Genomic DNA, 25,033 nt, shown 5'->3' on the forward strand with positions numbered 1-25,033 from the left:
CGGTCTAAATAAGCTTATTTATCAGCGTATTAACTGCTTAAAGGGGAGGGCGATCTTGGCATCCAATGTGCATATTAATGAGCGTGCCTTTGAGAAGGCATTTGAACCCATTATTTTGGGAAGGAGCGGGGCTATGACTACATATAAATCTCTTGGGTATATGAAGGCCGCCTGTGTGGCTGCGATGTTGTGTCTTGTCTTCGCAGCCCTGTCGGGCTGCAAAGGCGCCATAATCTTCGGTGAAGATGAAAATGGGGATGGGAGCGTGAATCAGGTTGCCGTCACCATGACAGTGGAGAAGGACGCTGAGCGCAAATGCTGGGTGGCCACCTTTGCAGCGGGCGATCCGTCGGCGACGCTCCCTGGGATCGACCAGGCTTCGCTGGCAACGGCGATTACGGTCGTGAACGAATCCGGGGTCGAGGTAGCCTCCAACGTCCTCGCAAGCAATGTCGGGAGCCGGTGGTTCATATGCAGCCCCATGCAGTGCGGCTTTGCATACGATATCGCGGTGGCGGAGGGAGTGATAGCGGATGCGGAGGGCGCTGTCTTCGAGAACCTCACGCTGCAGGTGGTGGACAGCTCCATATCGGTGACGACCAAGGCGGGCAGCGTGGATGGCGACTGCTTCGCGGACTTCCTCGTCGGCGATTACACGGCGAACGGCAACGACGGCCTGGCCAGGCTCTATTACGGCAATACTACGCCTTCGGAGGGGATGGACTATGCTGAAAACGTTCCGCCTGAGGCCGACAACAGGTTAGGCGCCGAGCTTACGATGACGGACAGCATGGGCGTCACGACGGGCGGGGGCCCCAATCTCCTTATCGGCGCGCGCACTGCCACGAGCGACGGCGGTCTGGGAAGCGCCGGCAAGATATACCTCGATATCGTGTCTCTCCTGGATGCGGCTATTCTTCAGGACCTTCTTTATGTCGAAGGCGAAGCTACGGATCAGAGGTTCGGCTTTCATGTGGCGTTTGTGGGCGATGTGAACAACGACGGATACGGCGATTTCGTTGGATGCGGCAGGGGCGGTGTTGCGGACCCGGATGAATCGAGGGAACCGCGTCTCTTCCTGGGGCCTTGGGGCAGCGACCTCGACAGCTCGGTCGCAAACGCGGTGTTGAAGAATGAACATCCTGCCGCCAACTGGAACTTGGGATTCCATATAAAGGGCAACGCGGATTTCGACGGCGACGGGATCGACGATATATTCGTTTCCTCCGCTACGATAGACGCCGCGGAAATGGTCGGTTATTGGGTGCTCTATTTTTACAAGGGAGGTCAGTCCTTTGCAGGAGAGGTCCAGCCGACCAGCTATCTCTGGGGAGGAGGCGTTGATTATCAGGGATTCGGATACCTGTACGACCTTGCGGACGTCAACGGCGACGGCTATGCGGACCTGATCGTCTCTGCCATCCAAACAGACATGTCGGCCTATCCGCCGGATATCAGCATGGACTATGGCGCCGCCTTCATCTTCTTCGGGCCTAGGGCCATGGACACGCCCCTCTTGCCCGGCGATGCGGACGTGATGTTCGCTGCCGACGACGAGATCATGGGCTTCCAGGCGGCTAGCGCCGGAGACGTCAACGGCGACGGGATCGACGATGTCTTAGTCGTATCGCTGTTCGAACCGCTCGCCCCCGGTTATCCCAACGCAAGGGCGTATCTCTATCTTGGAAGGCAAAGCTGGGATCAGCTCCCGCTGACTTACGCCAAATCGGATGCTGATCTGGTGATCAGCGGCGTAGTCGATCCTGCCACCGAGGACATGGATGAGGCGATCTACGCGAGCGCAGGCATAGGCGATCTGAACAACGACGGCTATGACGATTTTGCGATCGGCGCTTTCGACAAGACGAGCGGACAGTCCTCGATCTATGTATTCATGGGGTCCTCTTCTTACTCGGGGAGCACGGTATATCTGGGCGATGCTGCGCTGAAGATCGACAGCCCGGATGCGGCGTCTTCGACCGGCATGACGGCAGTGGGCAGCGTCTGGAGCGGGTTCTCCGATACTCAGTATCCGATCGAGGATTACAAGCCTGAGCCCGAGCAGCCCCCTGAGCCGGAACAGAGAGACGGGCAGGATCCCTTGCAGAATTAGCTATATCATTATCTGTCCGGTGAACACCGTTTCGGCAGGTCCTGTCATGTAGACGTGGTTGTCGCTAGTGCTCCATTCGATATCGAGTTTCCCCCCCTGCTGCACGACCGTGACCTTGCGGTCTGTGAATCCGTTGAGCACCGACGCCACTGCGGAGGCGCACGCCGCTGTGCCGCACGCGAGCGTGGCGCCCGTGCCGCGCTCCCAGACCCGGAGCTGCAGCTCCTGTTTGCTGACCACGTTCACGAAGCTCACGTTCACGCGCTTGGGGAATATGCTGTAGTTTTCGAGCAGCGGTCCGTACTTTTCGACGGGCACGTTGTCCAGGTTGTCGTGGAATGTGACGCAGTGCGGGTTGCCCATGGAGAGACAGGTGATGCGGAACTCCTTTGTCTCGGTCTTGAGCGGCCTGTTGATTATCCTGCCCGAGAGGTTGACCGGGATGTCCTTGCCCTTCATGATCGGCTCGCCCATGTCCGTGCGGAAGGTCTTGCCGGTGCCCTTGACCATGCGGGGGCCGGCGAGTGTCTCGATGCAGAGCTCCTTTTTCACCGACAGCTTGCTGTCCCGGATGTACTTGGCGAGGCATCGGATTCCATTGCCGCACATGTCGGCCTCGCCGCCGTCCGCGTTGAAGACGCGCATGCCGAAGTCGCACTTGCGCGACTTCACGAGAAGGATCAGCTGGTCGGCGCCTATGCCGAAGTTGCGGTTGCAGAGTTTTCGCGCGGCATGGGCCGGGTTGCTCAGCGATGATTTGAGGCAATCGATCAAGATCACGTCGTTGCCTATGCCCTGCATCTTTATAAAGGTGCGCATCTTAGCCTTTTTTTGGTCTGCCATGGTCTTTCTCCTCGTTTTTGGGAGTTGTGGCAAACACTGTAACCATTTGATTTATAAGAATAATTTAGAATAAGATAACAGCTGGCCATTCCTTTGTCAAGCAAAGAGGACCCCATTAGTCTCATAACATCGCGAAAATTCAAAAAGTTTTCCAAGAAACAGGTTGTTGAGGGGTGGGTTCAAAAAGCTTGACTTAATCAAGTAGTTAGAGCAAAGTGACTCAACTTTTCGAGGTAAGATAATCCTTCACAACTTTTTGACCTACCTGTAGGCGGCATTTGTGACCAAATGTTGATTTTATTTGAATAAAACCCTCCCAAAGGATGAAACCGGTAATTTCTATAAAATAACGATCTTGCGCACATATGTTGCGCGACGGTGCGCCATGTCGGCGCGCTGCGGAAAGGGAACAGAACTATATGCATCTCAATGAACTCAAGGGCAAGAAGATCGCGGAGCTTCTGGAGCTGGGAAACCAGTTCAACATCGAGAACGCGGCGGCCATGCGCAAACAGGAGCTGATCTTCGCGCTCCTGCAGGCGCAGACCGACAAGAACGGCGCCATATTCGGCGAGGGGGTTCTCGAGACCCTGCCGGACGGTTTCGGCTTCCTGCGCTCGCCCGACTACAACTATCTGCCGGGCCCGGACGACATCTACGTCTCCCCCTCGCAGATCCGCCGCTTCGGCCTGCGCACCGGCGATACGATCGCGGGCCAGATCAGGCCGCCGAAGGAGGGCGAGCGTTACTTCGCGCTGCTCAAGGTCGAGACGATAAATCTCGAGGCCCCGGAGAAGGCCAAGGAAAAGACGATCTTCGACAACCTGACCCCGCTCTATCCGAACCAGAGGATCAAGCTCGAGTTCGACATGAAGAACCACTCCACGCGCATCATGGATCTCTTCACCCCGATCGGGAAGGGTCAGCGCGCGCTCATCGTCTCTCCGCCTCGCGCGGGCAAGACGGTGCTCCTGCAGAACGTCGCGAACGCCATCACCTCGAATCACCCCGAGATATACATGATCGTGCTTTTGATCGACGAGCGCCCCGAGGAGGTCACGGATATGGAGCGCTCGGTCAAGGCGGAAGTCGTCTCGTCCACGTTCGACGAGCCGGCGCAGCGCCACGTGCAGGTCTCGGAGATGGTGCTGGAGAAGGCCAAGCGCATGGTCGAGCATGGCAGGGACGTCGTGATCCTGCTCGATTCCATCACGAGGCTCGCCCGCGCCTACAACTCAGTGGTTCCGCCTTCGGGCAAGATCCTCTCCGGCGGCGTGGACTCAAATGCCTTGCACAAGCCCAAGCGCTTCTTCGGCGCCGCGCGCAACATCGAGGAGGGGGGGTCGCTCACCATCATCGGCACCGCGTTGATCGACACGGGCAGCCGCATGGACGAGGTCATCTTCGAGGAGTTCAAGGGCACGGGCAACATGGAGATCCACCTCGACCGCAAGCTCATGGAGAAGCGCATCTTCCCCTGCCTTGATATCAACAAGTCCGGCACGCGCAAGGAAGAGCTCCTGCTCAACGAGGAGGAGCTGGGCAAGGTCTGGATCCTGCGCAAGATGCTCCAACCGCTCAACCAGATCGACGCGATGGAGTTCCTGCTCGACAAGGTCACGCCCTGCAAGACCAACAAGGAATTCCTGATGTCGATGAATCAGTAGGACCGCTGTCGATTACTTCCTTGGAAGCACCACGATTCCGTTCGTCACCTTGGCGAGCCCCTCGAGAGAGAGGCTGAAGTCGCCGACCTTGGCGTACATCTGCGAGGAACCCCCGCCGTCGAGCGCCATCGAGTCCTGGCAGTCGAAACCGCCGTTGAACATGCGCCCACCCATGCGCTTTGCGAGCTCCTTGAGCGAGATGCCGTGGCCCGAGGTGATGAGGAGCACGACCATGCCCTGCCCGTCGATGCCGACGGCGGAGCGCGCCGATAGCCCTTCCTTGAGCTTGGGGACGCTGCCGCCTATCGTGAGCCTCGGGCCCACCTGCAGCGCCATCGAGACGTTGCCGCTGTCCTTGAAATCCTTCGGCGTCGCGATGGCCGGCTTTTTGTCCGCGATATAGAAGACGCTCCACCAGCTCGTGTTGTGCAGGGGCCTCAGCTGTTTTTTGCCGCTGATGATGAGGCCGATGGACTCGTGCTCCGGCGTGAAGAAGCCGCCGTTGATCGCTACGAGCGCGCCTTTCCTGTCGGCCATCTCCCGGATTGTGGCGCCTTCCTTCTCGTTGGCCGCCATGGCCACGTCCAGTCCGTATTTCGCCGGATCGATCCTGAAGGCGTGTATCCAGGTGCGTTCGCCTTCGGACAGGTCGAACGAGTAGGTCGCGTACTGCAGCCCGTCCCTGAGCTGCCTCCAGATGTAGGGGGATTTCGGCGCGGCGCTGCACTGGATCGGCGTAGCCAGGGCCGCCAGCAAGAGCGCGAAGAAAATATATTTTGTTTTCATCTGCCCCATATATCCACGGCCGTCCCTTCTTTGATCCTGTCATGCCCGCTGACTATGACCATGTCGTCGTCCGCAAGCCCTCTCGCTATCTCGACGAGGCTGCCGCGCGTCTGTTCGGGTATGACCTGAACCTTGTGCGCCTTGCCGTTCACGACCGTGAAGACGAAATATCCTCGTGTCTCCCTGATGATGGAGCTCTCGGGTACGAGGTGGACGCGGCGCGTGGTGTCGCCCGTCATCTCCACGGCCGCCGTCATCCCCTCCTTGTAGATTGCCGCGGGGTTGGGGATGGAGGCGCGCACGATGAGTTTGTTGTCCGATGGGTCGATCTTCGTGTCGATCGCCGTCACGGTCGCCTGTTCCCTCCTGTCGCCGAGCGACGGGAACACGACGTTTAGCCGTGAGCCGGCCTTTATGTCGCCGGACATCTCCTGTCCTATCCTGAACTCCACGAGCGCCGGGTCCATCCGCTTCACCGTGGCGATCGGACTGCCCGCCGCCGCCATGGAGCCGGCCGTGACCAGCCTCTTCACGAGCACTCCGCTTATCGGGCTCGTGATGCCGGGCTCCCCGATGTTCGTCTCCGCCCGGCCGATATCGGCCTGTATCCTCTCGATCTCCGCTTCGTCGTCCGCGACCTCTTTTTCGACCTCATCGTACTGCTCCTGGTCTATGCGTCCCTCGTCGAGGAGCCTGTCGCGGTTTCGCAGGATGTAGCTGTCCTTCTCGGCCTTGTTGCGGATCTCCCTGAGGTCGGCCCTCATCCTCGCCAGCCTCACCGCAAACTCCTCCTCCGAGATCCTCGCGATGACTTCGCCCGCGTTCACCGCCTGTCCCTCGGCAACCGCGAAGGACTCGATGACCGCATCCTCGGGCAGGGATATGTCCGCTTTTTCAGAGGCTGAGAGCGTAGCCGGGATCTGGGAGATGTTCGCCTTGTCCTCCGTCGCCACGGTTTCGACCGTGACCGGTATCCCGGAGGCCTCGCCCCTCAGAAGATTTGACAGGAATCCGCCCCGCTCGTTCGAGCAGCTGAAGGCCACGATGATCACGGCGGCCAGGGTGATTAAGATGGCTGATTTCATAAGTCGTTGGATGCGCCGGGATTATAGTGAAAGGGGGACGCTAGGCAATGGAAAAGGGGGCTCCATAGCCCTTGACGGTAAAGGTTTCGCATGGTAACTGACCGCTTCCTTTTTTCCCGATAATTCAAGGGGTTCTTATGGTTGAGATGGAAGTTCTGGTGTCGTTGTGCAAGAGGCGGGGCTTCATATTCCAGTCCAGCGAGATCTACGGCGGGATCAACGGATTCTGGGATTTCGGGCCCGTGGGCTGCGAGCTCAAGCGCCGCATCAAGGACTCATGGTGGAAGAGGATGGTCCAGGATCGCGAAGACGTCGTGGGCATCGACTCCTCCATCATCGCGCATCCCGAGATCTGGATCGCTTCGGGCCACGTGGCGAGCTTCAACGATCCGATGGTCGACTGCAAACAGTGCAAGCGCAGATTCCGCCTCGACGAGATACCGGCCGCCGACGCGAAGAAGTGCCCCGAGTGCGGCGGCGATCTGACCGACGCGCGCGAGTTCAACCTCATGTTCCAGACCCACGTGGGCGCCACCGCGGACGGCGCGTCCATCGCGTACCTTCGGCCCGAGACCTGCCAGTCGATATTCACGCAGTTCAAGAACGTGCAGGTGTCGAGCAGGATGAAGGTCCCCTTCGGCATCGCGCAGATCGGCAAGGCCTTCCGCAACGAGATCACGCCGCGCAATTTCATATTCCGCTCGCGCGAGTTCGAGCAGATGGAGATGGAGTTCTTCTGCCACGCGGCCGAGGCCGACAAGTGGTACGAGTACTGGATAGGAGAGCGCTTCGCCTGGTTCAAGTCGATCGGCGTCAATCCCGAGCGGCTCAGGCTCCGCCCGCACGAGCACCACGAGATGGCGCATTACGCCAAGGGGTGCACCGACGTGGAGTATGAGATGCCCTTCGGCTGGTCCGAGATGGAGGGGATCGCCAATCGCACGAACTACGACCTCACGAACCACATGAAGCACTCGGGCAAGGACCTCACGTACTTCGACGAGGTTCTGAAGGAGAAGTTCGTGCCGTACGTCATCGAGACCTCGGTGGGCGTTGACCGCACCGCGCTCGCGATACTCTCCGACGCGTATCGCGAGGAGGAGGTCAAGGGCGAGAAACGCGTGGTCATGGGCTTCCATCCCTCGATCGCACCTGTGCAGGTCGGCGTGCTCCCGCTGTCGGCCAAGCTCAAGGAGCCCGCTAAAAAACTGGAGCAGGAGCTGCGCCGAGGCTTCGTGAGCGAGTACGACGACGCCGGCTCGATAGGGAAGCGCTACCGCCGCCACGACGAGATCGGCACGCCTTTCTGCCTGACCTATGATTTCGAATCTGAGAACGATCACGCCGTCACCGTGCGCGACCGCGACACCATGCAGCAGGAGCGCGTGCCGATGGAGAAAGTCGCGGAATACCTGAGAGACAAATTCGTACGATAGTTCGATACCGACGGACCAACTAAGGAGGAGCACAGATGAGCACCAAGTATGTTTACACGTTCGGCGCAGGCAAGGCGGAGGGCAACGCGACGATGAAAAACCTGCTCGGCGGCAAGGGCGCCAACCTCGCCGAGATGTCCGGCCTGGGCATCCCCGTCCCTGCGGGGTTCACGATCACGACCGAGGTCTGCACGCATTATTACGATCACGACAAGACATACCCCAAGGAGTTGGACAAACAGGTGCAGGACGGTCTCCGCTTCGTGGAGAAGGCGATGGGCGCGAAATTCGGCGACCCCAAGAATCCGCTGCTCCTCTCCGTTCGCTCCGGCGCGCGCGCGAGCATGCCCGGCATGATGGACACGGTGCTGAACCTGGGGCTCAACCAGGAGACTATCCGCGGGATCATCGACCGCACGGGCAACGAGCGCTTCGCCTACGACTCCTACCGCCGCTTCATCCAGATGTACAGCGACGTGGTGCTCGGCGCGGAGTCGCATCATTTCGAGACGATAATCGACGAGCTCAAGAAGAGCAAAGGCGTGAAGCTCGACACCGAGCTCACGGCGGCCGACCTCAAGGAGCTCTGCACGCGCTTCAGGGAGCTGGTCAAGCGCGACCTGGGCCGCGACTTCCCCGACGACCCGAGGGATCAGCTCATCGGCGGCATCGGCGCGGTCTTTAAATCCTGGATGACCCCGCGCGCGATCGAGTACAGGAGGCTCCACGCCATCCCGTCATCCTGGGGCACCGCGGTCAACGTGCAGGCGATGGTCTTCGGCAACATGGGCGACGACTGCGCCACCGGCGTGGCCTTCACGCGCGATCCCGGAACCGGCGACCGCCGTTTCTTCGGCGAATACCTCATCAACGCGAAGGGAGAGGACGTGGTCGCGGGCATCCGCACGCCTCAGCCGATCAACGTCGCGGCCAAGAAATCCCCGGACGAGAAATCGCTCGAGGAGGCGATGCCCAAGCCCTACACGGAGCTCGAGAACATCTACAAGAAGCTCGAAAAACATTACCGCGACATGCAGGACATCGAGTTCACCATCCAGCAGAACAAACTCTGGATGCTGCAGACGCGCAACGGCAAGCGCACCGGGCCGGCCGCGGTGAAGATCGCGGTGGACATGGTGAACGAGAAGATGATCGACAAGCGAGAGGCGCTCATGCGCGTCGCGCCCGCCCAGCTCGATCAGCTCCTCCATCCGCGCCTCGATCCCAAGGCAAGGCGCGAGGTGGTGGCAAAGGGCCTGCCCGCTTCGCCCGGCGCCGCGGTGGGGCGGGTGGTTTTCACGGCCGACGAGGCCGCGCGCTGGGCCAAGGACGGCAAGAAGGTCATACTCGTGCGCCTCGAGACCTCGCCCGACGACATCAAGGGCATGGCGGTCGCGCAGGGCATCCTCACCTCGCGCGGAGGGATGACCTCCCACGCGGCGGTGGTCGCGCGCGGGATGGGCACTCCGTGCGTCGCCGGCTGCGGTGAGCTAGGGGTCGACGCCGGGCGCAAACAGGCCCGCATAGGCGAGATCGTGCTTTCAGAGGGGGACCCGATCACCATCGACGGCGGCACCGGCGAGGTGATGCTGGGCGAGTTGCCCACGATAGCGCCGGAGCTCACCGGCGACTTCGGCACCTTCATGGCCTGGAGCGACGAGTATCGGAAGCTCAAGGTCCGCACGAACGCGGATACCCCGCATGATGCGCAGACGGCGCGCAACTTCGGCGCCGAGGGCATAGGGCTCACTCGCACGGAGCACATGTTCTTCGAGGGGGACCGCATCGACGCGTTTCGCGAGATGATACTCTCCGAGGACATCGAGGGCCGCAAGAAGGCGCTGGCCAAGATCCTCCCGATGCAGAAGAGCGACTTCAAGGGCATCTTCAAGGTGATGAGCGGCTACCCGGTCACCATCCGCCTGCTCGATCCGCCTCTGCACGAGTTCCTGCCGCACACGGACGAGGAGGTCGAGGACCTCTCAAAGAAGATGGGCGTGTCTGCGCAGAAGCTGCGCGATAAGTCGGCGGAGCTGCACGAGTTCAACCCGATGCTCGGCCATCGCGGCTGCAGGCTGGGCGTCACCTATCCCGAGATCTACGCGATGCAGACGCAGGCCATCATGGAGGCGGCCTGCGAGCTTGCGCGCGACGAGAATGTGGCCTGCATCCCCGAGATCGAGATCCCGCTGGTCGGCCACTACCATGAGTTGGTGCAGCTGCGCGCGGTCTGCGACAAGGTCTGCCAGGAGGTGATCGCCAAGACGGGGGTCAAGGTCGACTACACGATCGGCACCATGATCGAGCTGCCCAGGGCGGCGATCACGGCCGACGAGATCGCGAAGCACGCCGACTTCTTCAGCTTCGGGACCAACGACCTCACGCAGACCACGTTCGGCTTCTCGCGCGACGACGCGGGAAAGTTTTTGCGCGAATACGTGCAGAAGAAGATCCTGCCGTGCGATCCCTTCGTCACGATCGACCGCGACGGGGTGGGCCAGCTAATGAAGATCGCGGTCGCCAAGGGTCGCGCTACCAATCCCAAGCTCGATATCGGTATCTGCGGCGAGCACGGCGGCGATCCGGATTCAGTGGCCTTCTGCAACGAGATCGGGCTCAATTACGTCTCATGCTCTCCGTACCGCGTTCCGATCGCGAGGCTGGCCGCCGCCCAGGCAGAGCTCGCAGAGACCAAAAAGAACTGAAAGGGAAGGGGACGTTCCACCCCGTCTCAACACCTTCAAATCACCGGCAAATTTAGGGCGAGTTGAAAAAGTTGGTGTGGATAACCGGGGTACACTGGGGACAGGCCCCTTCTCTGCCCCTGGTCTGCAATGCATCAGTTTGCAGATGTACCTGTTCGGGGACTGTCCCCTATACGCCCCTCCTTAAATATTTAATAAAATCAATCAGTTATAAATGACGCGGCGTTCGTGGTATTTCACGCAACTTTTGTAAAAAATTGCCGATAATTAGCATGGTTGGGAGATAGGTCCCACCGGTTTAACAAGGGGGTTAGGGATGAGTGATTCTGTATCAAAGTGCGGCCGCCCGGGTCAGGACTCCCGCGCGTGCAAACAAGCCGATTACGCGGACTGCGACGATCTCAAGTCAGCGGATCTCACCCAGTTGATCAGCTACAACGGTCACGGCCTCAGGCTCGTGTTATCGGGTCTGGATCGCCGCAAGTTCAAGGCGCCGAGTTTCAAGCAGATCCGCAACATGGACTGGTCCAAGTTCGAGGGCCAGGACGGGGTATGCAGGCAGGGCAACAAATGGTTTGCCTATAAATCCCGCCAGGCGTCTCTCCCTGCAGATGCGGCGCAGGCAGGCGGAGAGGTCGCCGCACCGGTTGCGAAAAAGGATTTTTTTGCCGAGATCTTTGACCCGATAGAGGCCGGACTTGATCTTGCCATGAAGGGCCGCTTCGAGAAGGCGGTCGAAGAGGTGGGCCCGGAGCGCCTGGCAGGGCTGGGCGTTGCGGCGCTGCTCGGCCTGGTCGTCGTCTACAATATCATCCGCTGGCCGTTCAGGGCGGCGAAGAAGAAGCGCGTTGCGATACAGAGGGAGGAAGCCGCAAGGGCGAGGGCTGTCGAGGCCAGTAAGGAAAGGGAGCGCCTTCGTGAGCTCGATGACGCCAGGAGGCAGGCGAGCGACGCCGAGTTGAGGATAGCCCAGGCGGAATCAGCCGCTCAGGAGGCGATAAGGATGGCCCGTGAGCTGGCCGCAGCGAGGGAGCGTACCCCGACCCCTCAGCCGTTGGATGTCATTCGTGAGGATACCCCGCTGCCGTTGATTCGAAGGAGCGACACTCCGCCGGAGGGCACCAGGGTAGAGGCTGTAAAGACTTATGCCGAGGGCAGGGAGGCCGACAAGACCGACCCGAATCTCAGGCCGATGGTCTCTGTCAGCGTGAATTTTGATGTCATAGATGCGGTGCTGGATATCAAGGGCAATCCGCTGGTGGAGATCGAGAAAGAGTTTGGTCTTGAGATCAAGCCGGCGGAGCTCAAGAAGGCCGCGATACTTGCGCAGGCTTTTCCGGTCGAGGGCAAGACCCTTGTGGAGACAACTACCGAGTATCTGACGATAGGCAGCGTCTTTGAAAAGGAAAGCGCTGAGGTGCTGGGCGAAAAAGCCCTCATAAGAGCGGTCGTACATGTCTCGCAGGAGAAGGTGGGTGTGGAGGCAGCAAGGGCGGCGTTGGCGCCGTACGATTCCTGGTTTAAGACCGGCGAGGTCGTGACGGATGATTACAAGGAGTGGTGGAGACTCAAGGAGAGGAGAATGACCCTGACGCCGGACGAACCCGTTCGCCCGCCGGCAAAAGAAACTTCAAATACGACCATAGTCCAGCATGAGCAGTACGCTGCGCCGGCAAGCGCTGACGCAAGGCGCTCCGAGATTGTGGGGAGAGAGACGAGCGAACGAACGATAGATCCCGGCGTTGCGTCGGCGGACGTTTTGGCTGAACAGGAGGCCGGCAAGATAGCGGCGGCGCGAAGGTCAACCGTGGTTTTGACTAGTGGCCCGTTTGATCTCGGCGAGGAGGTTGTGGGTGGGAGCGTGGAAGATGGATTCCTATTCCGAGAGGAACGGGGTGGTCTCAGGGCCCAGGCCTCCATACACATCAATCCGGTAAAGGCCCTGGAATCTGCGCTGAGCAAATTGGAGAAACACCCCAAATATACGGGGTTTACCGAGACCGACCGACGGCTCCTTGCGGAAAAGGTGGTGAAGGCGGCGACGGAGATCCCGGGGTTTGCGGAGGAGTTTTTCGACGGCAACAGCAACTACATCCGCACGGGAAGGCTTGAGGATGCGGTCGAGACCGCGCGCGGCCTGTTGCCGGACAAACCCGCAAAGATGGGTTTGAGCAAAGGGCTAAAGCCGCGAACTGAGGAGAGAAGGAGCGGCAACAGCGGGTTCGAGGAGCTCTTCGACGAGAGAGAAGCAAAAGAGGCGCGTGGCCTGATTGAGAAGGCGCTCGAAAAAGGCGGCAAGTAATTCCTGGATCAGAGAATCGGATGCCGAAGATAAAAGACAGATGCGGCGGCCGCGGGCAGCCCTGCGCCGCCGCTTTTCCTGACTGCGAAGCCGAGTCGCGAAGCGGCGCAAACGTGCGTCCGCTCTCGAACGAGCCCGCTGATCCGGAATCGTTCGCGCGATCGATAGAGAAATACGGAGAGCTCTGCCGCTATTCCGACACCTCAAGGTACAAGTACGGCTGGTTCACGAGGCCGGCGCCGATCCAGTTCGGCTGGCGCAATGCCGAGAACCCAAAGCCCGAGGCTGAGACATCACAACCTGAGGCTCAAAAATCAAAACCCGAGATTCAAACATCAAAACCTGAAGCTCGAAGCTCGGAGGATAGCGAAGGTCCCTCCAGCGCCCTCCTCATAGGCGGCGTAGTAAATGTCGTCCTCATCGCGCTAGCCGGCGCGGCGTACGGGGTCTATCGCCGCATGAAACGGAATCTCTCAGGCGAGGGGCCAAAAGAGATGCCACCTGAACCCACGCCACCTGCATCTGAGTCTGCACCCACGTCTGAGCCTGCAGCACCTGCTCCTGCGTCTCCGCCTGAACCACCTGAACCCGCGGCGTCTGCACCAGAGCCTGCGGCGTCTGAATCTGCGTCTCAACCTCAGGACCCGATCTTGGAACCTGTGCCGCTTGGCCCGATAGCCATAGGGGAAGGACCGTACAAACGTGGCGATCCGATGCCCGAGAGCGTCATGAAGGTGATCGCCTCCATAGAACATGGTTTTTCGACCCTCCCTCAAATTATTCAGAGTCACACTCTCAAAGAGTTCTGGAGTGCCGCGACCTACAGCGAGGAGAACATGCGTCTGTTCTTCCGGGACGGCAGGTTCACCATCGATGCGCTCTTTCACTGGCGCGCCCTTATATCCAGTTTCGGCAACTCTTTCGAAAGACAGCTGATCGGCGACAGAGAGATCACATTTGGGGAGAAAGTCCTGCCTGATGGTTTTCAGGGCAACACAGAGGACTATATACCAAAGATCATCGAAGAGATGCGGGCCATAGATACCCTCTTTGCAAAGCTCCCCTTGGATTCACAGACACGCATTGCTTGGAACGTCGCGCAGCTGCCGCAATCATTCCAGGATGGAAAACTCACATTGTATGCAGTGCACTTGGGGCACGGGCTGGCGCGGGGTTATAGCCGCGAGCCTGCACCCGCGCCTCAACCTGTGCCTCCGCCTTTCAAGGCCCCGCCTCCGAAGGGCCGGGTGGCACGTGGCGAAGATTCAAAGACAGGCGTCTTTCGTAAGCCGGAGCTCTCGGAGAGCGTGACGGGCAAGTGGGACGGGAGTGAGCCTGAACCTTTGGAAGGAGCAGAGGCCCTGGCCGGTTTCGATGTCGATATCCCCGAGAACCGCACCACGATCCCCGCGCCCCCGCTTGAAAACAGCGTGCTCGCAAGGCTTCCCTCGCGGGAGGTGGAGTGGGTGCCGATGTCGCAGCGCGCCGGATCAGAGGCCCGCTCCATCGAGGCGCTCGCAGACGCGATCAGCAAAATCGGAATTTACGCAGGGCTGCCGCGCGAGGACATCGAGCGCAGGGCGGAGTTCTACTATGAGCTCTGGGTGAGCCAGCCGGCCGAGAAGAGCGAGGCGTTGCTCGAAAATCTGAGCGCGCGGGAGACGATTGTAGCAGGGGATGCGACTATACCTCAGGCGTGGGTGATCAGGCAGGAGGCCGCGCTCAACGCGAGGCTGAGACTCCTGGAAAACCGTTTCTACAGGGACCTGCCTGACAGCTTAACGGAGAAGATGACGCTTACGACGGAAAAGGAGATCCGGGAGTTTGACAAGTATGCGCAAAAGTTTCCGGAGCGGGTGCGGAGCGCGGTCGACGGAGAGGGCGGCGAGGGCAAAGAGTTGATCGTGGAGATATCGAGGGACGGACCGGCGAGGCTCATACAGCGCTCGGCCATGGCCATGGTCTCGAAATTTCACTTCTTTGAAGAGCTGGCCGACGAGGTCTTTTCCCGCGATGGTCTCGCCAGGATCCTCCTCGTCCATTCCGACCGCAGTCCTGTTGATAAGCTCGCTTACAGGATCAGCAGGATGATCGATTTCTCAGGGCTCTCTGCAGGGCAGCTCGATCTGCTTGCGAAGAGATATATCGAGATGTGGGAGGATATGCCCAAGATAGAGCGCGCCAAGATCTGGTACAGCGGCTTCGAGGAAGAGGATAAGGTAGAGTTTATAGAGGTCTCGAAACAGGAGGAACATATCGCGAAGGCGCGAAAGTGGGGTATGGAACCGCTGCTCAAACCGATCGTCAAAGAAGGGGCTCAGACCGCGGCGAACGTGAGCGAGCCGCCCGACTCATGGTTGCGCTGGCAGAGGGCTGAGACAAAGGCATGGTTTGAGGCGGAAAGGGTCGCCTCTGAGGGCGATACCAACGTGGAATTTCAGGCCAGGGTTATTCACAGGCAGCTCTTCGTACCGGAGAACGAAAAGTTCATGGGGCTCCTCGCCGGGGACAGATATCGCCTTTGCAAATTCGTGGCCCTGGGCATGGCGGAGGCTCGGAAGGATCCTGAGTTCATGAAGAACCACGTGAATGAAAACGGATACATCTCCCCTGAGGGCATAGAGATCATCATGAAAAAGGGCGGGGTCAACGACTCTCGGATGGATCTGAGGGTGAGGAGATCACGGGGTTTGAGACTCACCAGAGAAAAGCTGAAGGATATGCCTGCGCCGAACGTCTGGAAATCCAAGGTCGGCTGGGAGCATGTAAAGTAATGATATTGCTGGGTTATCCCTGTGTCCGTTGTAATTCGTTATTTTCCCGCAACTTTTTCAAATCCCTGCCGATAATCTGATCGAGGGGAGGGCCATGCTCGCGGGGAGATATGGCCGGAAGGATCAAAGCTCGTAAGCACGCGCAGCGGGAATCATATCCTGCCTGCGCTGATCTGTACCGCAATAACCCCAGCGTCCTCAGTTCAGATCTCACAAATCCGGATGCATTCTCAAAGGATGTGGCAAGGCACGGTTTGAGCCTGTGCACGATGCCGAAGGGCTCGCCCTTTAAGTGGGGCGTTTACGGCGAGGCCCCGAAGATTCAGACCGGTCTCTCGGGCGATGCAGACGCTGAGCCTGTTTTTGCTCCTGAGGCTTTGTCTGTAACAGCTGCCGAGTCCGGTGAGGAGAAGACGGAAGGGAACTTGGCGGGCTGGCTGATCAGCGGCGCAAGCGCGCTGGTGTTTGCAGGCGTAAATACCGTGCTGGCATTGAAGATATTGAAGATGCGCGCCAAGACAAAGGCCGCGCGTGCTGAGACAGAGAAGATCTTGGCTGAAATGGGCAAGGGCGAATTGCCGCCCCTTGCCGAACCGCCTCCTGAGCCCCAACCTGAGCCTAAACCTGAGCCCAAACCTGAGCCTGTGCCTGAACCTACTCCTGTTCCTGCTCCTTTGCCCGAGGCCGTTGAACCTGAGCCCTTTACCCCGCCTGAGAGGGCGGAGGCTCCATCCGAGGATCTGCCTGTTCTCGAATTGCCGAGAGTGAAAGTGCCCGTGCCCAGGCCCGGCGCCGCAAAGGCAGTGCCGCCCGGTTCTACTCTCAAGACGTTTCTTGAGTTCTTCCTTGCAGACAAGCCGGGCGCTGCAAAGGCAGTGCCGCCCGGTTCTGCACCGCAGCCGCTGCCCAGGCCTGCCTACGTGCCGCCGCCTCCTGTCACATCCGGCATTGAAGAGTCGGGCATGTTTGATCCTGCGAAAGGTCTTTCGGAACAATCTGAACTCCTGGACCTCGGTAAACTGATGGATATGTATCAGGCCCAGTCCGACTCTGTCCCAGAGGAGGATTTTGATGCGCTGGTGACCCTTGTGCCCAAGAAAAAGGAGAAGGGCCTCTTCGAGAGGGCGAAGGACGGCGTGAGCAGCGCGATCGCGAAGGTCAAAGGATTGTTCTTCTGGACCAAGGTGAATGACAGCATGATCGAGGAAGAGTACAAGTCGCCGCCTCCCCTGCCCGATGCTTCCGAGATCCAGCCGTTGCCGTCGGATCTCACGAAAGAGCTCTCCGATATTATCGCAGGCTCAGTCGAGAGGGTCGGGCGCCTCCTCCCCGAGGCGATGAGGGTCCCCTTTGCAAGGTCGATCTGGACCTACGAGAGCAGGACGATCGAGGGTGAGCGGGGAGCCCTCTTCAATGTGATGCGTTCGCTCATCCAGGTAGCGCGTATGTCCGGCGATCAGCGCGAGGCATATCATGACGCCGAGGGCTACATGCTGGAATCCGCGGCGGACAGGGTCATCGTAGAGAACAGCGGTCTGCCGATGGCAGCGAAGCTCGCGCTGCAGATGCGCTCCATCGACGAGTTTGCGGGCATGGAGAGCGAGGAGCTCCACGGCGTTGCGCGAAGGCTCTATGCTCAGTGGTCCATGATGACGCCGATGTCGAAGAAAAATGTGATAGCGGCGGATTGGGATGACCGCAACATGAGCCCGGCGCGTTTCTACGAAACCTATGATATGCCGCCCGATTCCTGGGTAAAGAGAGAAGCTGAGTTCATGGCGGCTGAGCAGGAGGCGTGGGAAGAGGCGGCGCCCAGGAAGAGCGTGGGGAACTTAGAGATCCATGCCGTGCACGACGCCTTGTTCCTCAACGAATGGTTCGAGTCTGCGAGAGCCGCGAAGAGGTTCAAGATCGCGAAGGCCCTGGCGTCCGTGCTCTTCGACCCTGAGTTCAGGTCTCATCGCGTGCAGCTCCTGCCCCCCAAACAACAGGCGAAGCTCTATGATGTCGATATTTACGTAGACAACGATGGCAAACTCAACAGGGACGGGCTCCTGGTAGCATTCGATCGCGCCGGCCTCGGCGTGCCGCCGGTGGACACGGTCATCATGCTGCCCGGCAATCGCAACGAGATACTCCCCTTGCCCAAGGCGCCGGATGGCGAGCCTGTGTCGACTGACGGCAAAGAGATCCCAGCAGTCGATGCGCCGGAGGATGTCGACGCGATGATCGAGGAGGTCAGGGGCCTGATCGCAAAGAGGCACGGCGGCAAGATGCCTATCGCCGATGTCGAGGAACTCGACCTGAACGAAATCGAGATAATCAGGGATGCCAGTGAGGCTTCAATCCAGCTCGATGTCAGGGAGATGGAGGAAGTCAGGACTGCCGGCGAGCCCTCAGTCCAGCTTGATGTCAGCGATATGGAGGAACTCCCCCCTGAACTCGGCGAGGGCGTGGGCAGGGGTGTTGCGACCGGTGTTACCGAGACCAGGGCCACACAGAATGACTACGTCAGCGGCGGCAAACCTACAGCGGCCGGCGTGAAAGAGACCGTGGTGCACGAGAAAGACGGATCCAGGCCGCAGGGCAGGGCCATGAAAGCGTTGAAGGGCTGGGCAGCCAGGGCAGCCACGGTGCTAAAGGGCGCAGAGAAGAAATAGGAAATCGGGGTCAGTCCCCCATTTATAATTCGTTGATAATCAAGTTGAATAAACCGCACTTTTGAAATTTTGCATCTAATTTGTTCTTCATTTTGTACATCCTCCAAATTACATATCGACAATACAACAGCTTAGCCGTTGGCCCGCATCTTGCTTAATGGTGGTTCATGCCTCGCGCTCCAAGATCGCTTCCATCTGCTGCCATGCTCCATGTCATATGCCGTGGCAATAACGGCATGCGGATATTCAGGAATCGTTTGGATTTCTCACGATTCAAGCACACGCTTTCGCGATATCTGAAGGACGTACAGATATATGTTCATCATTATGTACTGATGAACACGCACTGTCATTTTCTGGCATGGTGTGAGGAGACTTCTGCGCTCGCACCATTGATCAAAGCAGTCTGCGTCTCTTACAATTATCAGTACTGCAAGCGCTATTCATATAAGGGCCACCTCTGGCACAGCAGATTCAGGACAGTTGTCATAGAGGACGAAGATCAGTGGGCTCAGTGCGGCAGATATATCGAGCTGAACCCGGTATATGCGGGCGCATGCAGAGATCCCAGAAATTATCCATGGTCGAGTTATCATTATTACGAGACAGGGGGAAGGGACGCGCTTATTCAGCCAATCTTGATGAGGGACGAGTTTCGCTTGAGAGAGAAAGGCGATATCAATGAATCATATCGCGAGTTTGTGTTGGCAGGGATCGATCTGGATTATCGGAAACTGAAGAAACAATTTGAGGGACAAAGGAGTCCGAGATCTTGAACAAAAACACCTCAGTTTTTTCAACCTGTCCTTAAAAGACATTAACAATCAATATGTTATAAACAGGGGACTGACCCCTTTGGGGAAGCAACTTTGGGGGTCGGGCCTGCCGATAATACTGTCAGTAAAGGGGGAGGCCTTCTATTTCGGGGGGCTTCATGACAGGCGCAGGTCAGGTCCGTGTTTCTGAAGACCTGAAAGACTGTCCGCAGTCCATTGACGACGGCCTGGATTTCGAGTGCGTGGATCCGGAGGCAGGCACTGATGCTGCGGTTCATGTGGAGCAGCATGTTGATACAGTCGAAGGGGAGTATCCCCATGCATGTCTTGCAGCCCGATTGCTCAGCACGATTGCCCCTGGCGGCAACACCCTTCTGACTGCGGTCCCGTCGATCGCCTGCAACGTGACAGCTGCATCAGGTGACGATGATGGCGGGATCTTCTCTTCAGTCGGCTCCGCGGTAGATGCGATCGTTGACGGGGTAGAGACTTTCATCTCCGTCCTGGATAACAGGAAGGCCTCGATCATTCCGATGCTCGGAATGATCGCAGGCGGTGTCGTTGGCGGGCAGTTCTCTGCAGATGAGACCACATCTGTCGGATTCGATCTTTCCGATCCAAACAACAGGGCACGATTGGCTGTCGAGATAGTATCGGAACGGTTGGGTCACCTGGTCGATCCAAAGATAAAATCTGAGATCGAATCGTATGCAAATTACAGGGCTGAAAAAATCACGGACATGTATGAGCTGGTAAATGAGACAGAGTGGAAAGCAAGAGATTACATAGCGCGCGGACAAGCGACCGAAACGACTGCCGTACGTGTTGTGGAAGATCTGATCCCACGGGAATTGTGGGAGGGGCGCTCCATTGGTACAGGTGTAGAGGTGATCAACGCCTTTCTGAGGGGCGATCTTGGTCGCGAGCCGACGGCCGCAGAGGTGACAAGAGTGAGAGACGCTATCCGACCTAGAAGCTATTTTGAAAACAGCGACTTAAAGGAATCGGTCATGGGTCTCGAGGGAAAGAGAATTTTTCAGATCTTCACCAGCGAGTTCATGGACGGGCTTGCCGCTGAACTGAGGAAGATGTCGGCGCGCTTCGAGGACACGCACGGCCGCAAGCCCGTGATCCGCGAGATCGGGGCCGGAGACGGCAGGCTCAGCGCAGGCCTGCGCAGCCGCGGCATAGACATAGAGGCGACCGACAACGGAAGCTGGGAACTTGGAGAGACGCACCTTGTCACAAGGATGGATTCAGTCGATGCAGCCAGACAGTCGGACATCGTCCTCGGCTCATGGCTCTCTCCGCCAGACGGCCGGCACGATGCGGACGTTGCGCGCGTTATTGCAGAGAACCCTGAGAAGGCGCTCGTGGTAGTGGGCCAGCCGGCCAGCAACTGCGGCAGCTTCACCGAAGCTACGTACGACAACGCCACGAACAGCAAGCGTTTCTATGATTTTATCAGCGATCCCTCGAGCGGCTTAAAAGTGAAAAATCTGGAGCATTTGAGCAGCTGGCGCACTGAAGGCACGACTGTGACATTCTCACACATGGACTTCGGGAGTTCAAATATGACCGAGACGGGTGTTCAGGTATATCGCGGCACCGGGGTCGACCTGGATGCAGAGCGAGGTGTTTTCGCGAGGAGCATCGCCGATGCCGAATACCGGGGGCCTGAGAGGGAGACCATGGCTGCCCTAATCCAGGATTATCTCGATCTCAATTACGATCAGATCAAGGAGGAATGGCTTGGTTCGGAAGCTGCGCGTGAAGCCTTCGGCACTTTCCGCAGGTTCGTCATAAACAGGGTAAGGCCATACGAGATCGAAGATGCCGATATTATCGAAGAGTCTCGCTCCTCCCGCCCCGCATCCCTCGGCGATGGTGTTGGCAGGGGTGTTGCGACCGGCGTCGACTCAACCAGGGCCACTGGCAACACCTATGCCAGCGGAGACCAGGTGACCGAGGGCGGCAGGGAAGAGACCGTGCAGCGCGAGAAGGACGGCTCCAGGAAACCGACTGATGCCGAGAGAATGAAGGCCGAGGCAGCGAAGGCCGGCAGGGTGGTCGAGGAATCGCGAAAGAAATAGGGACCCTATATATATGATAATGACAACGCCCCCGAGAGGGGGCGTTTTTGTTTTTCGGATATGGAGCAGGATGTTATTCAACTCAGATGCGGGCCATTATGTCGCCCACATGCATCTCGTCTTTGGCCCAATTGAGGAAGCGGCGGTGCATCTTCTCGTCGTTTCTGCCCATGAGCGCGCGCTGGCAGTGAAAGAGTATCGAGGGCGCGAACTGGCGGTTGCCGTCTGTGAAGAACCGCACGTTGCGCACGAACTTGCGGTGGAGCTCTTCCCTCTTTTCCCCTTGTTCAGCGTACATGAGATCCACGTTCTTCTTCAAGAAATTCGCCGCGCAGCCGATCGCCCACTGTCTGCCCTTTGTCGGCACGTTATGGTGCACGACAAAGGTGGTGATCGATTTCATGGCCTCGCGCTCTTCGTTGGTTTTGCCGAGCCTCTTGAACCTCTCCTGTGCGTCGAGCAGGCGCAACAGCGCGTTCGCCATGTGGGCCATGTAGACGCTGTTTTTCGGGCCGGACGCGAGCCTCTCCCTCTCTGCGTCTCCGCCCGCGCCCTTGACCGCGGCCGAGTAGTAGATGTGCGCCAGGTGCTCCGCGGTCGAGCGGTCCATGGCGCCTTTGGCGATGATCCAGTGTTCGAGGTGGTTTGCGCACGAGATGATAAGCCCCATCATGGACGAGACGCGCTCTGAAAGCGCCGTGTGTTCCACCTTCTTGAGCGATATGAAGTCCGCGAGATCGGACGCAGCGGTCGTGATCAGATTGACGGTGCGGACCATGTCGGTTGGCGCGACCGTCGCGCCGCTGCGCGAATAGAGGTCCATGGACTCCATGACTCCGCGCAGGTAGTCCAGCTGCGTCTCGCGCGTGTCCGCGCCCACGGCAGCCGAGATGTTCGCCAGGTCCAGTATCACGCCTTGTTCGATCTCAGCTGTGCTTCGCATCCGCCGCATGGTTTCGAATCTCGCTTCGGCGTTTGCATTCCTGAACGATGCTATGTTTCGCCACGGACCGATTGACCGGACGTTATCCCCGTCATCGCCGCCGCTTCCCCCGCTAGGCGGTGGTGCGAAGCGCGCGGGTCCGGTCATGTCGTCGGCCCCGGATGCAAAGCGCATGGCGGAGCGATTCGGTGTGCCCGGGAAATCCAGGGGGGTCGTTCCCGCGTTTACGAAGACATTTCCTGAGTGAAAGGCGTTTGCGAGGTTTCCTGCTGCCGGCAAGATCGGGTCAGCAGACTGAGGGACAAGCTGAAGATACGGGATAAATCCCGGCGGTTTGATAGTAGTCACAAAGCCCCCTTCATTTATGGTATCGGCAGTTTATTGCAAATGTTGCGTGGAAAGGTAAGGGTCTTTTGTTCAAAATAACATATTGAAATCATTAGTAATTTAGCCGTAAATCTATTTTTTCGCCCCCCGCAACTCCGCATGTACCCCCTGCCGATAATTATATGGGGGGATTCCTCAGTTCAAAGGGGTGCGAAGATGCAAAGCGCAGGCGAAGCAGTGAAGGACGTCGTCAACAATACTGTGGCGCTCGATATGAATGATATCGAGTTTATGGATCAGACCATGCAATTCGACGGCTCGGAGCTTGAGGAGGTCTGCGATCAGAACGCGCCTCGAGATGGCACGATGGAGCTCACCGAGGCGGACCTGAAGCCCGTGAACAAGGGCACGATGATTTACGATCCAACCAACGCACGTCAGCAAACCTCGGTCTTCAGGCCGGTCTCGAACGGCGTAGAGGGATATGAAACGTTCGAGCAGGCGCGCATGTTCCTGGAGCGGTATCCTGAGTTCGACAGGATCGGGAAGGACCAGCTGAGGAGTGATTTCTTCTATCATCTCATCGATGTCTATGAATCCCTTCCCAGGGAGGTGCAGACAGGCGCTCTGGGCAGGTCGGTGGACATGAAATGGGAAGAGAATTTCGAAAAGGCGCTCACCATAACGCAGAATGATCTAGGGATCGACGTGCGTGTGGGCGACGGTGTGAAGGATGTCCTGTTGATCGAGCCTGAGGGCAAGGTGCGCAGCAGCACTACTGAACTGGATCGCGTAGATATATTCCTTGAAGAGCGGATGCGTGGCTGGGATGACAAACTTAGGATCGAATTCAAGGAGATATGGTCTGCCGACGTCGACAGAGGCTACGGTCTTGAGGACAAGGGCACGCTTGAGATCAGGTTCGATCAGACGATCGAGCATTGGTTGGAGAACTACAGGGGCATGCCCACCGACGTGGTCGAAAAGATCATGGCCCTCGACATTCCGAGAGAAGACCTGCCCAGGCACGTGGACAATGCGATATACAATCACGGCCTCTGGCCGTCTGAGACAGCCAATTTCCTGGACAGCAACGTGGCCGGCCGGTCGGTCGAGCCCGAGTCCGTGAGGTACGGCGACGCTGATCTCATGCTCGACGTGGACACCTATATCGAGGAGAGGCTGGGAAGGCTCTCCAGCCGCGCGAAGTTCTCGAACAGTGAAATCGGAGAGGTGAGGGAGGTGTTCAAGGCCTCGGCGGAGGCCAAGTCCCTGAAGATGTCGGGCGAACCTTCTGTAGCCTCTCAGGAAGATCTCCAGATGTCATATGAGTATGCGATCGAGTCGATGCTCGCGCGTAAGATCGACAGGATGTATGATTTCCAACTGGGTTATTTTGATAAAAACATGCTCTCCAGTGAGATCATGGACGCTGCCAGGAATTCCAGCATGGGGCTGGAGGCGGCGCTCGGCGTGATCGAGATCGGGCTCCAGCATGGGCAGAGGGGCCTGGTCAATGCGTTCGACTACCTCGACGGCAGAAAACGCGTGGACAGCAAGCCTCAGGTCTTCGAGGTCAGCGATGGCGCTGGCGGCAGGAAGCGCATAACAGTGCCTGAAGGCGCCAAGAGCGGCGGGAGGGTGAACTTCGTGGAGCCTCCGCTCTCCGAGCACAGTGTCACGCGCGTGTTCGACATGAGCGAGTTTGCGCCGCAGAGCGAAAGGGATGTGACGGTCAGGGTCGACGCGGGCAAGTACCAGGAGCTGTCCGCCGAGAAGGCGGCTGCAGAGGCGGAGCGCGGCGTCACGCAGGTCTATTATGTCTCAGATCTTATCAGGGAAGAGCGCACGATCGCAGCAAGGAACAGGCAGAGACTGACGGCTGCGGACGAGGCCTACCTCTCCAGGCTCGGGCCCAGCATTACGCCGGATTCCGATGAGATCGCAAGGCGCATACAGGTGCTGGATTCCAACAAATTCACCGCTGAAAAGGCGTGGGTTGATGCACTCGTGGCGGACGGATTCACGAGGGCCAATGCAATACAGGCGATCAACAGCGTCGCAGTGGCGTGCTTTGACATAAATTTCGAGGGCGGCGAGGTGAGGCTCGTGATCGACAACGCAGTGAACAGGCCTGAGCTGCTCGAGCCCTTCCGCGGCTCATTCTATCCCGAGGACATGGGTCTCATCGCAGACCGGGCCATAGATGCGGTTCTCCCGCATCGCTCCGGCGTGATCCCGCTCAGGCCCGGCACCCTCGGCGACGGCGTGGGCAGGGGTGTCGCGACCGGCGTGACCGAGACGAGGGCCACCGAGAGCACCTTTGCCAGCGCGGGCAGAGTGACAGAGGGCGGCAGGAGAGAGACTGTGGAATCCAGGAAACCTGGCGCTGCCACGGAGCTGGAGGGCAAGGCGCGCGAGGCCGGCAGAGTGGTAGAGGAATCAAGGCGTCACTGACAGGGGTCAGTCCCCCATTTGTAAGTGGCTGATAGATAAAACGAATAAACCGCACTTTGGAAAAAT

14 protein-coding genes are annotated in these 25,033 nt (G+C 58.7%); 10 read left to right on the forward strand and 4 right to left on the reverse strand.

Annotated features, from left to right (window positions below):
• Positions 1–133 precede the first annotated feature (133 nt).
• A complete protein-coding gene (locus tag WC683_03695; GenBank protein MFA4971689.1) occupies positions 134–2,113 on the forward strand; it encodes an integrin alpha in 1,980 nt (659 codons plus the stop codon).
• Here the strand turns inward: WC683_03695 and dapF are convergent, their stop codons facing one another.
• Entirely contained in the window at positions 2,114–2,932 is an 819-nt protein-coding gene (dapF, locus tag WC683_03700; GenBank protein ID MFA4971690.1) for a diaminopimelate epimerase, read from the reverse strand.
• A 443-nt stretch (positions 2,933–3,375) separates the two neighbouring features.
• On the opposite strand from dapF, the gene rho reads away from it, so the two are divergent.
• On the forward strand, positions 3,376–4,623 hold the full coding sequence (gene rho, locus WC683_03705; protein MFA4971691.1) for a transcription termination factor Rho: 1,248 nt from the start codon (positions 3,376–3,378) through the stop codon (positions 4,621–4,623).
• Between the two features lie 12 nt (positions 4,624–4,635).
• Here the strand turns inward: rho and WC683_03710 are convergent, their stop codons facing one another.
• Positions 4,636–5,409 carry a phosphodiester glycosidase family protein gene (locus tag WC683_03710; protein ID MFA4971692.1) on the reverse strand — a complete coding sequence of 258 codons (774 nt, stop codon included), beginning with the start codon at positions 5,407–5,409 and terminating at the stop codon, positions 4,636–4,638.
• Positions 5,406–6,494, reverse strand: coding sequence for an efflux RND transporter periplasmic adaptor subunit (locus WC683_03715; protein MFA4971693.1), 1,089 nt, complete (start codon positions 6,492–6,494; stop codon positions 5,406–5,408). Before WC683_03715 ends, WC683_03710 begins: the two co-directional genes overlap by 4 nt.
• Positions 6,495–6,640: 146 nt before the next feature.
• Here WC683_03715 and WC683_03720 point away from each other — a divergent pair, with 146 nt between their 5' ends.
• The 7 genes from WC683_03720 (at position 6,641) to WC683_03750 (ending at position 21,240) form a co-directional block, all read left to right on the forward strand.
• Positions 6,641–7,930, forward strand: a complete 1,290-nt coding sequence (locus WC683_03720) for a glycine--tRNA ligase (protein ID MFA4971694.1) — start codon at positions 6,641–6,643, stop codon at positions 7,928–7,930.
• Positions 7,931–7,965: 35 nt separating this feature from the next.
• Complete coding sequence (gene ppdK, locus WC683_03725) at positions 7,966–10,635, forward strand: pyruvate, phosphate dikinase (GenBank protein MFA4971695.1); 2,670 nt, start codon at positions 7,966–7,968, stop codon at positions 10,633–10,635.
• 316 nt (positions 10,636–10,951) lie between these two features.
• Complete coding sequence (locus tag WC683_03730; GenBank protein ID MFA4971696.1) at positions 10,952–12,937, forward strand: hypothetical protein; 1,986 nt, start codon at positions 10,952–10,954, stop codon at positions 12,935–12,937.
• A gap of 20 nt (positions 12,938–12,957) precedes the next feature.
• Entirely contained in the window at positions 12,958–15,711 is a 2,754-nt protein-coding gene (locus WC683_03735) for a hypothetical protein (protein MFA4971697.1), read from the forward strand.
• 239 nt (positions 15,712–15,950) lie between these two features.
• Positions 15,951–18,371, forward strand: coding sequence for a hypothetical protein (locus WC683_03740; protein MFA4971698.1), 2,421 nt, complete (start codon positions 15,951–15,953; stop codon positions 18,369–18,371).
• Between the two features lie 203 nt (positions 18,372–18,574).
• Positions 18,575–19,147 (forward strand): transposase, encoded by a 573-nt coding sequence (locus WC683_03745; GenBank protein MFA4971699.1) that lies wholly within the window; start codon positions 18,575–18,577, stop codon positions 19,145–19,147.
• Between the two features lie 158 nt (positions 19,148–19,305).
• A complete protein-coding gene (locus tag WC683_03750) occupies positions 19,306–21,240 on the forward strand; it encodes a hypothetical protein (GenBank protein ID MFA4971700.1) in 1,935 nt (644 codons plus the stop codon).
• 82 nt (positions 21,241–21,322) lie between these two features.
• Here the strand turns inward: WC683_03750 and WC683_03755 are convergent, their stop codons facing one another.
• Positions 21,323–22,531, reverse strand: a complete 1,209-nt coding sequence (locus WC683_03755) for a hypothetical protein (protein ID MFA4971701.1) — start codon at positions 22,529–22,531, stop codon at positions 21,323–21,325.
• A 195-nt stretch (positions 22,532–22,726) separates the two neighbouring features.
• On the opposite strand from WC683_03755, the gene WC683_03760 reads away from it, so the two are divergent.
• Positions 22,727–24,967: a hypothetical protein gene (locus WC683_03760; GenBank protein ID MFA4971702.1), complete on the forward strand. Its 2,241-nt coding sequence runs from the start codon at positions 22,727–22,729 to the stop codon at positions 24,965–24,967.
• Positions 24,968–25,033 lie beyond the last annotated feature (66 nt).

It is taken from the genome of bacterium, from assembly GCA_041648665.1.
Taxonomy (GTDB): Bacteria; UBA10199; UBA10199; order 2-02-FULL-44-16; family JAAZCA01; genus JAFGMW01.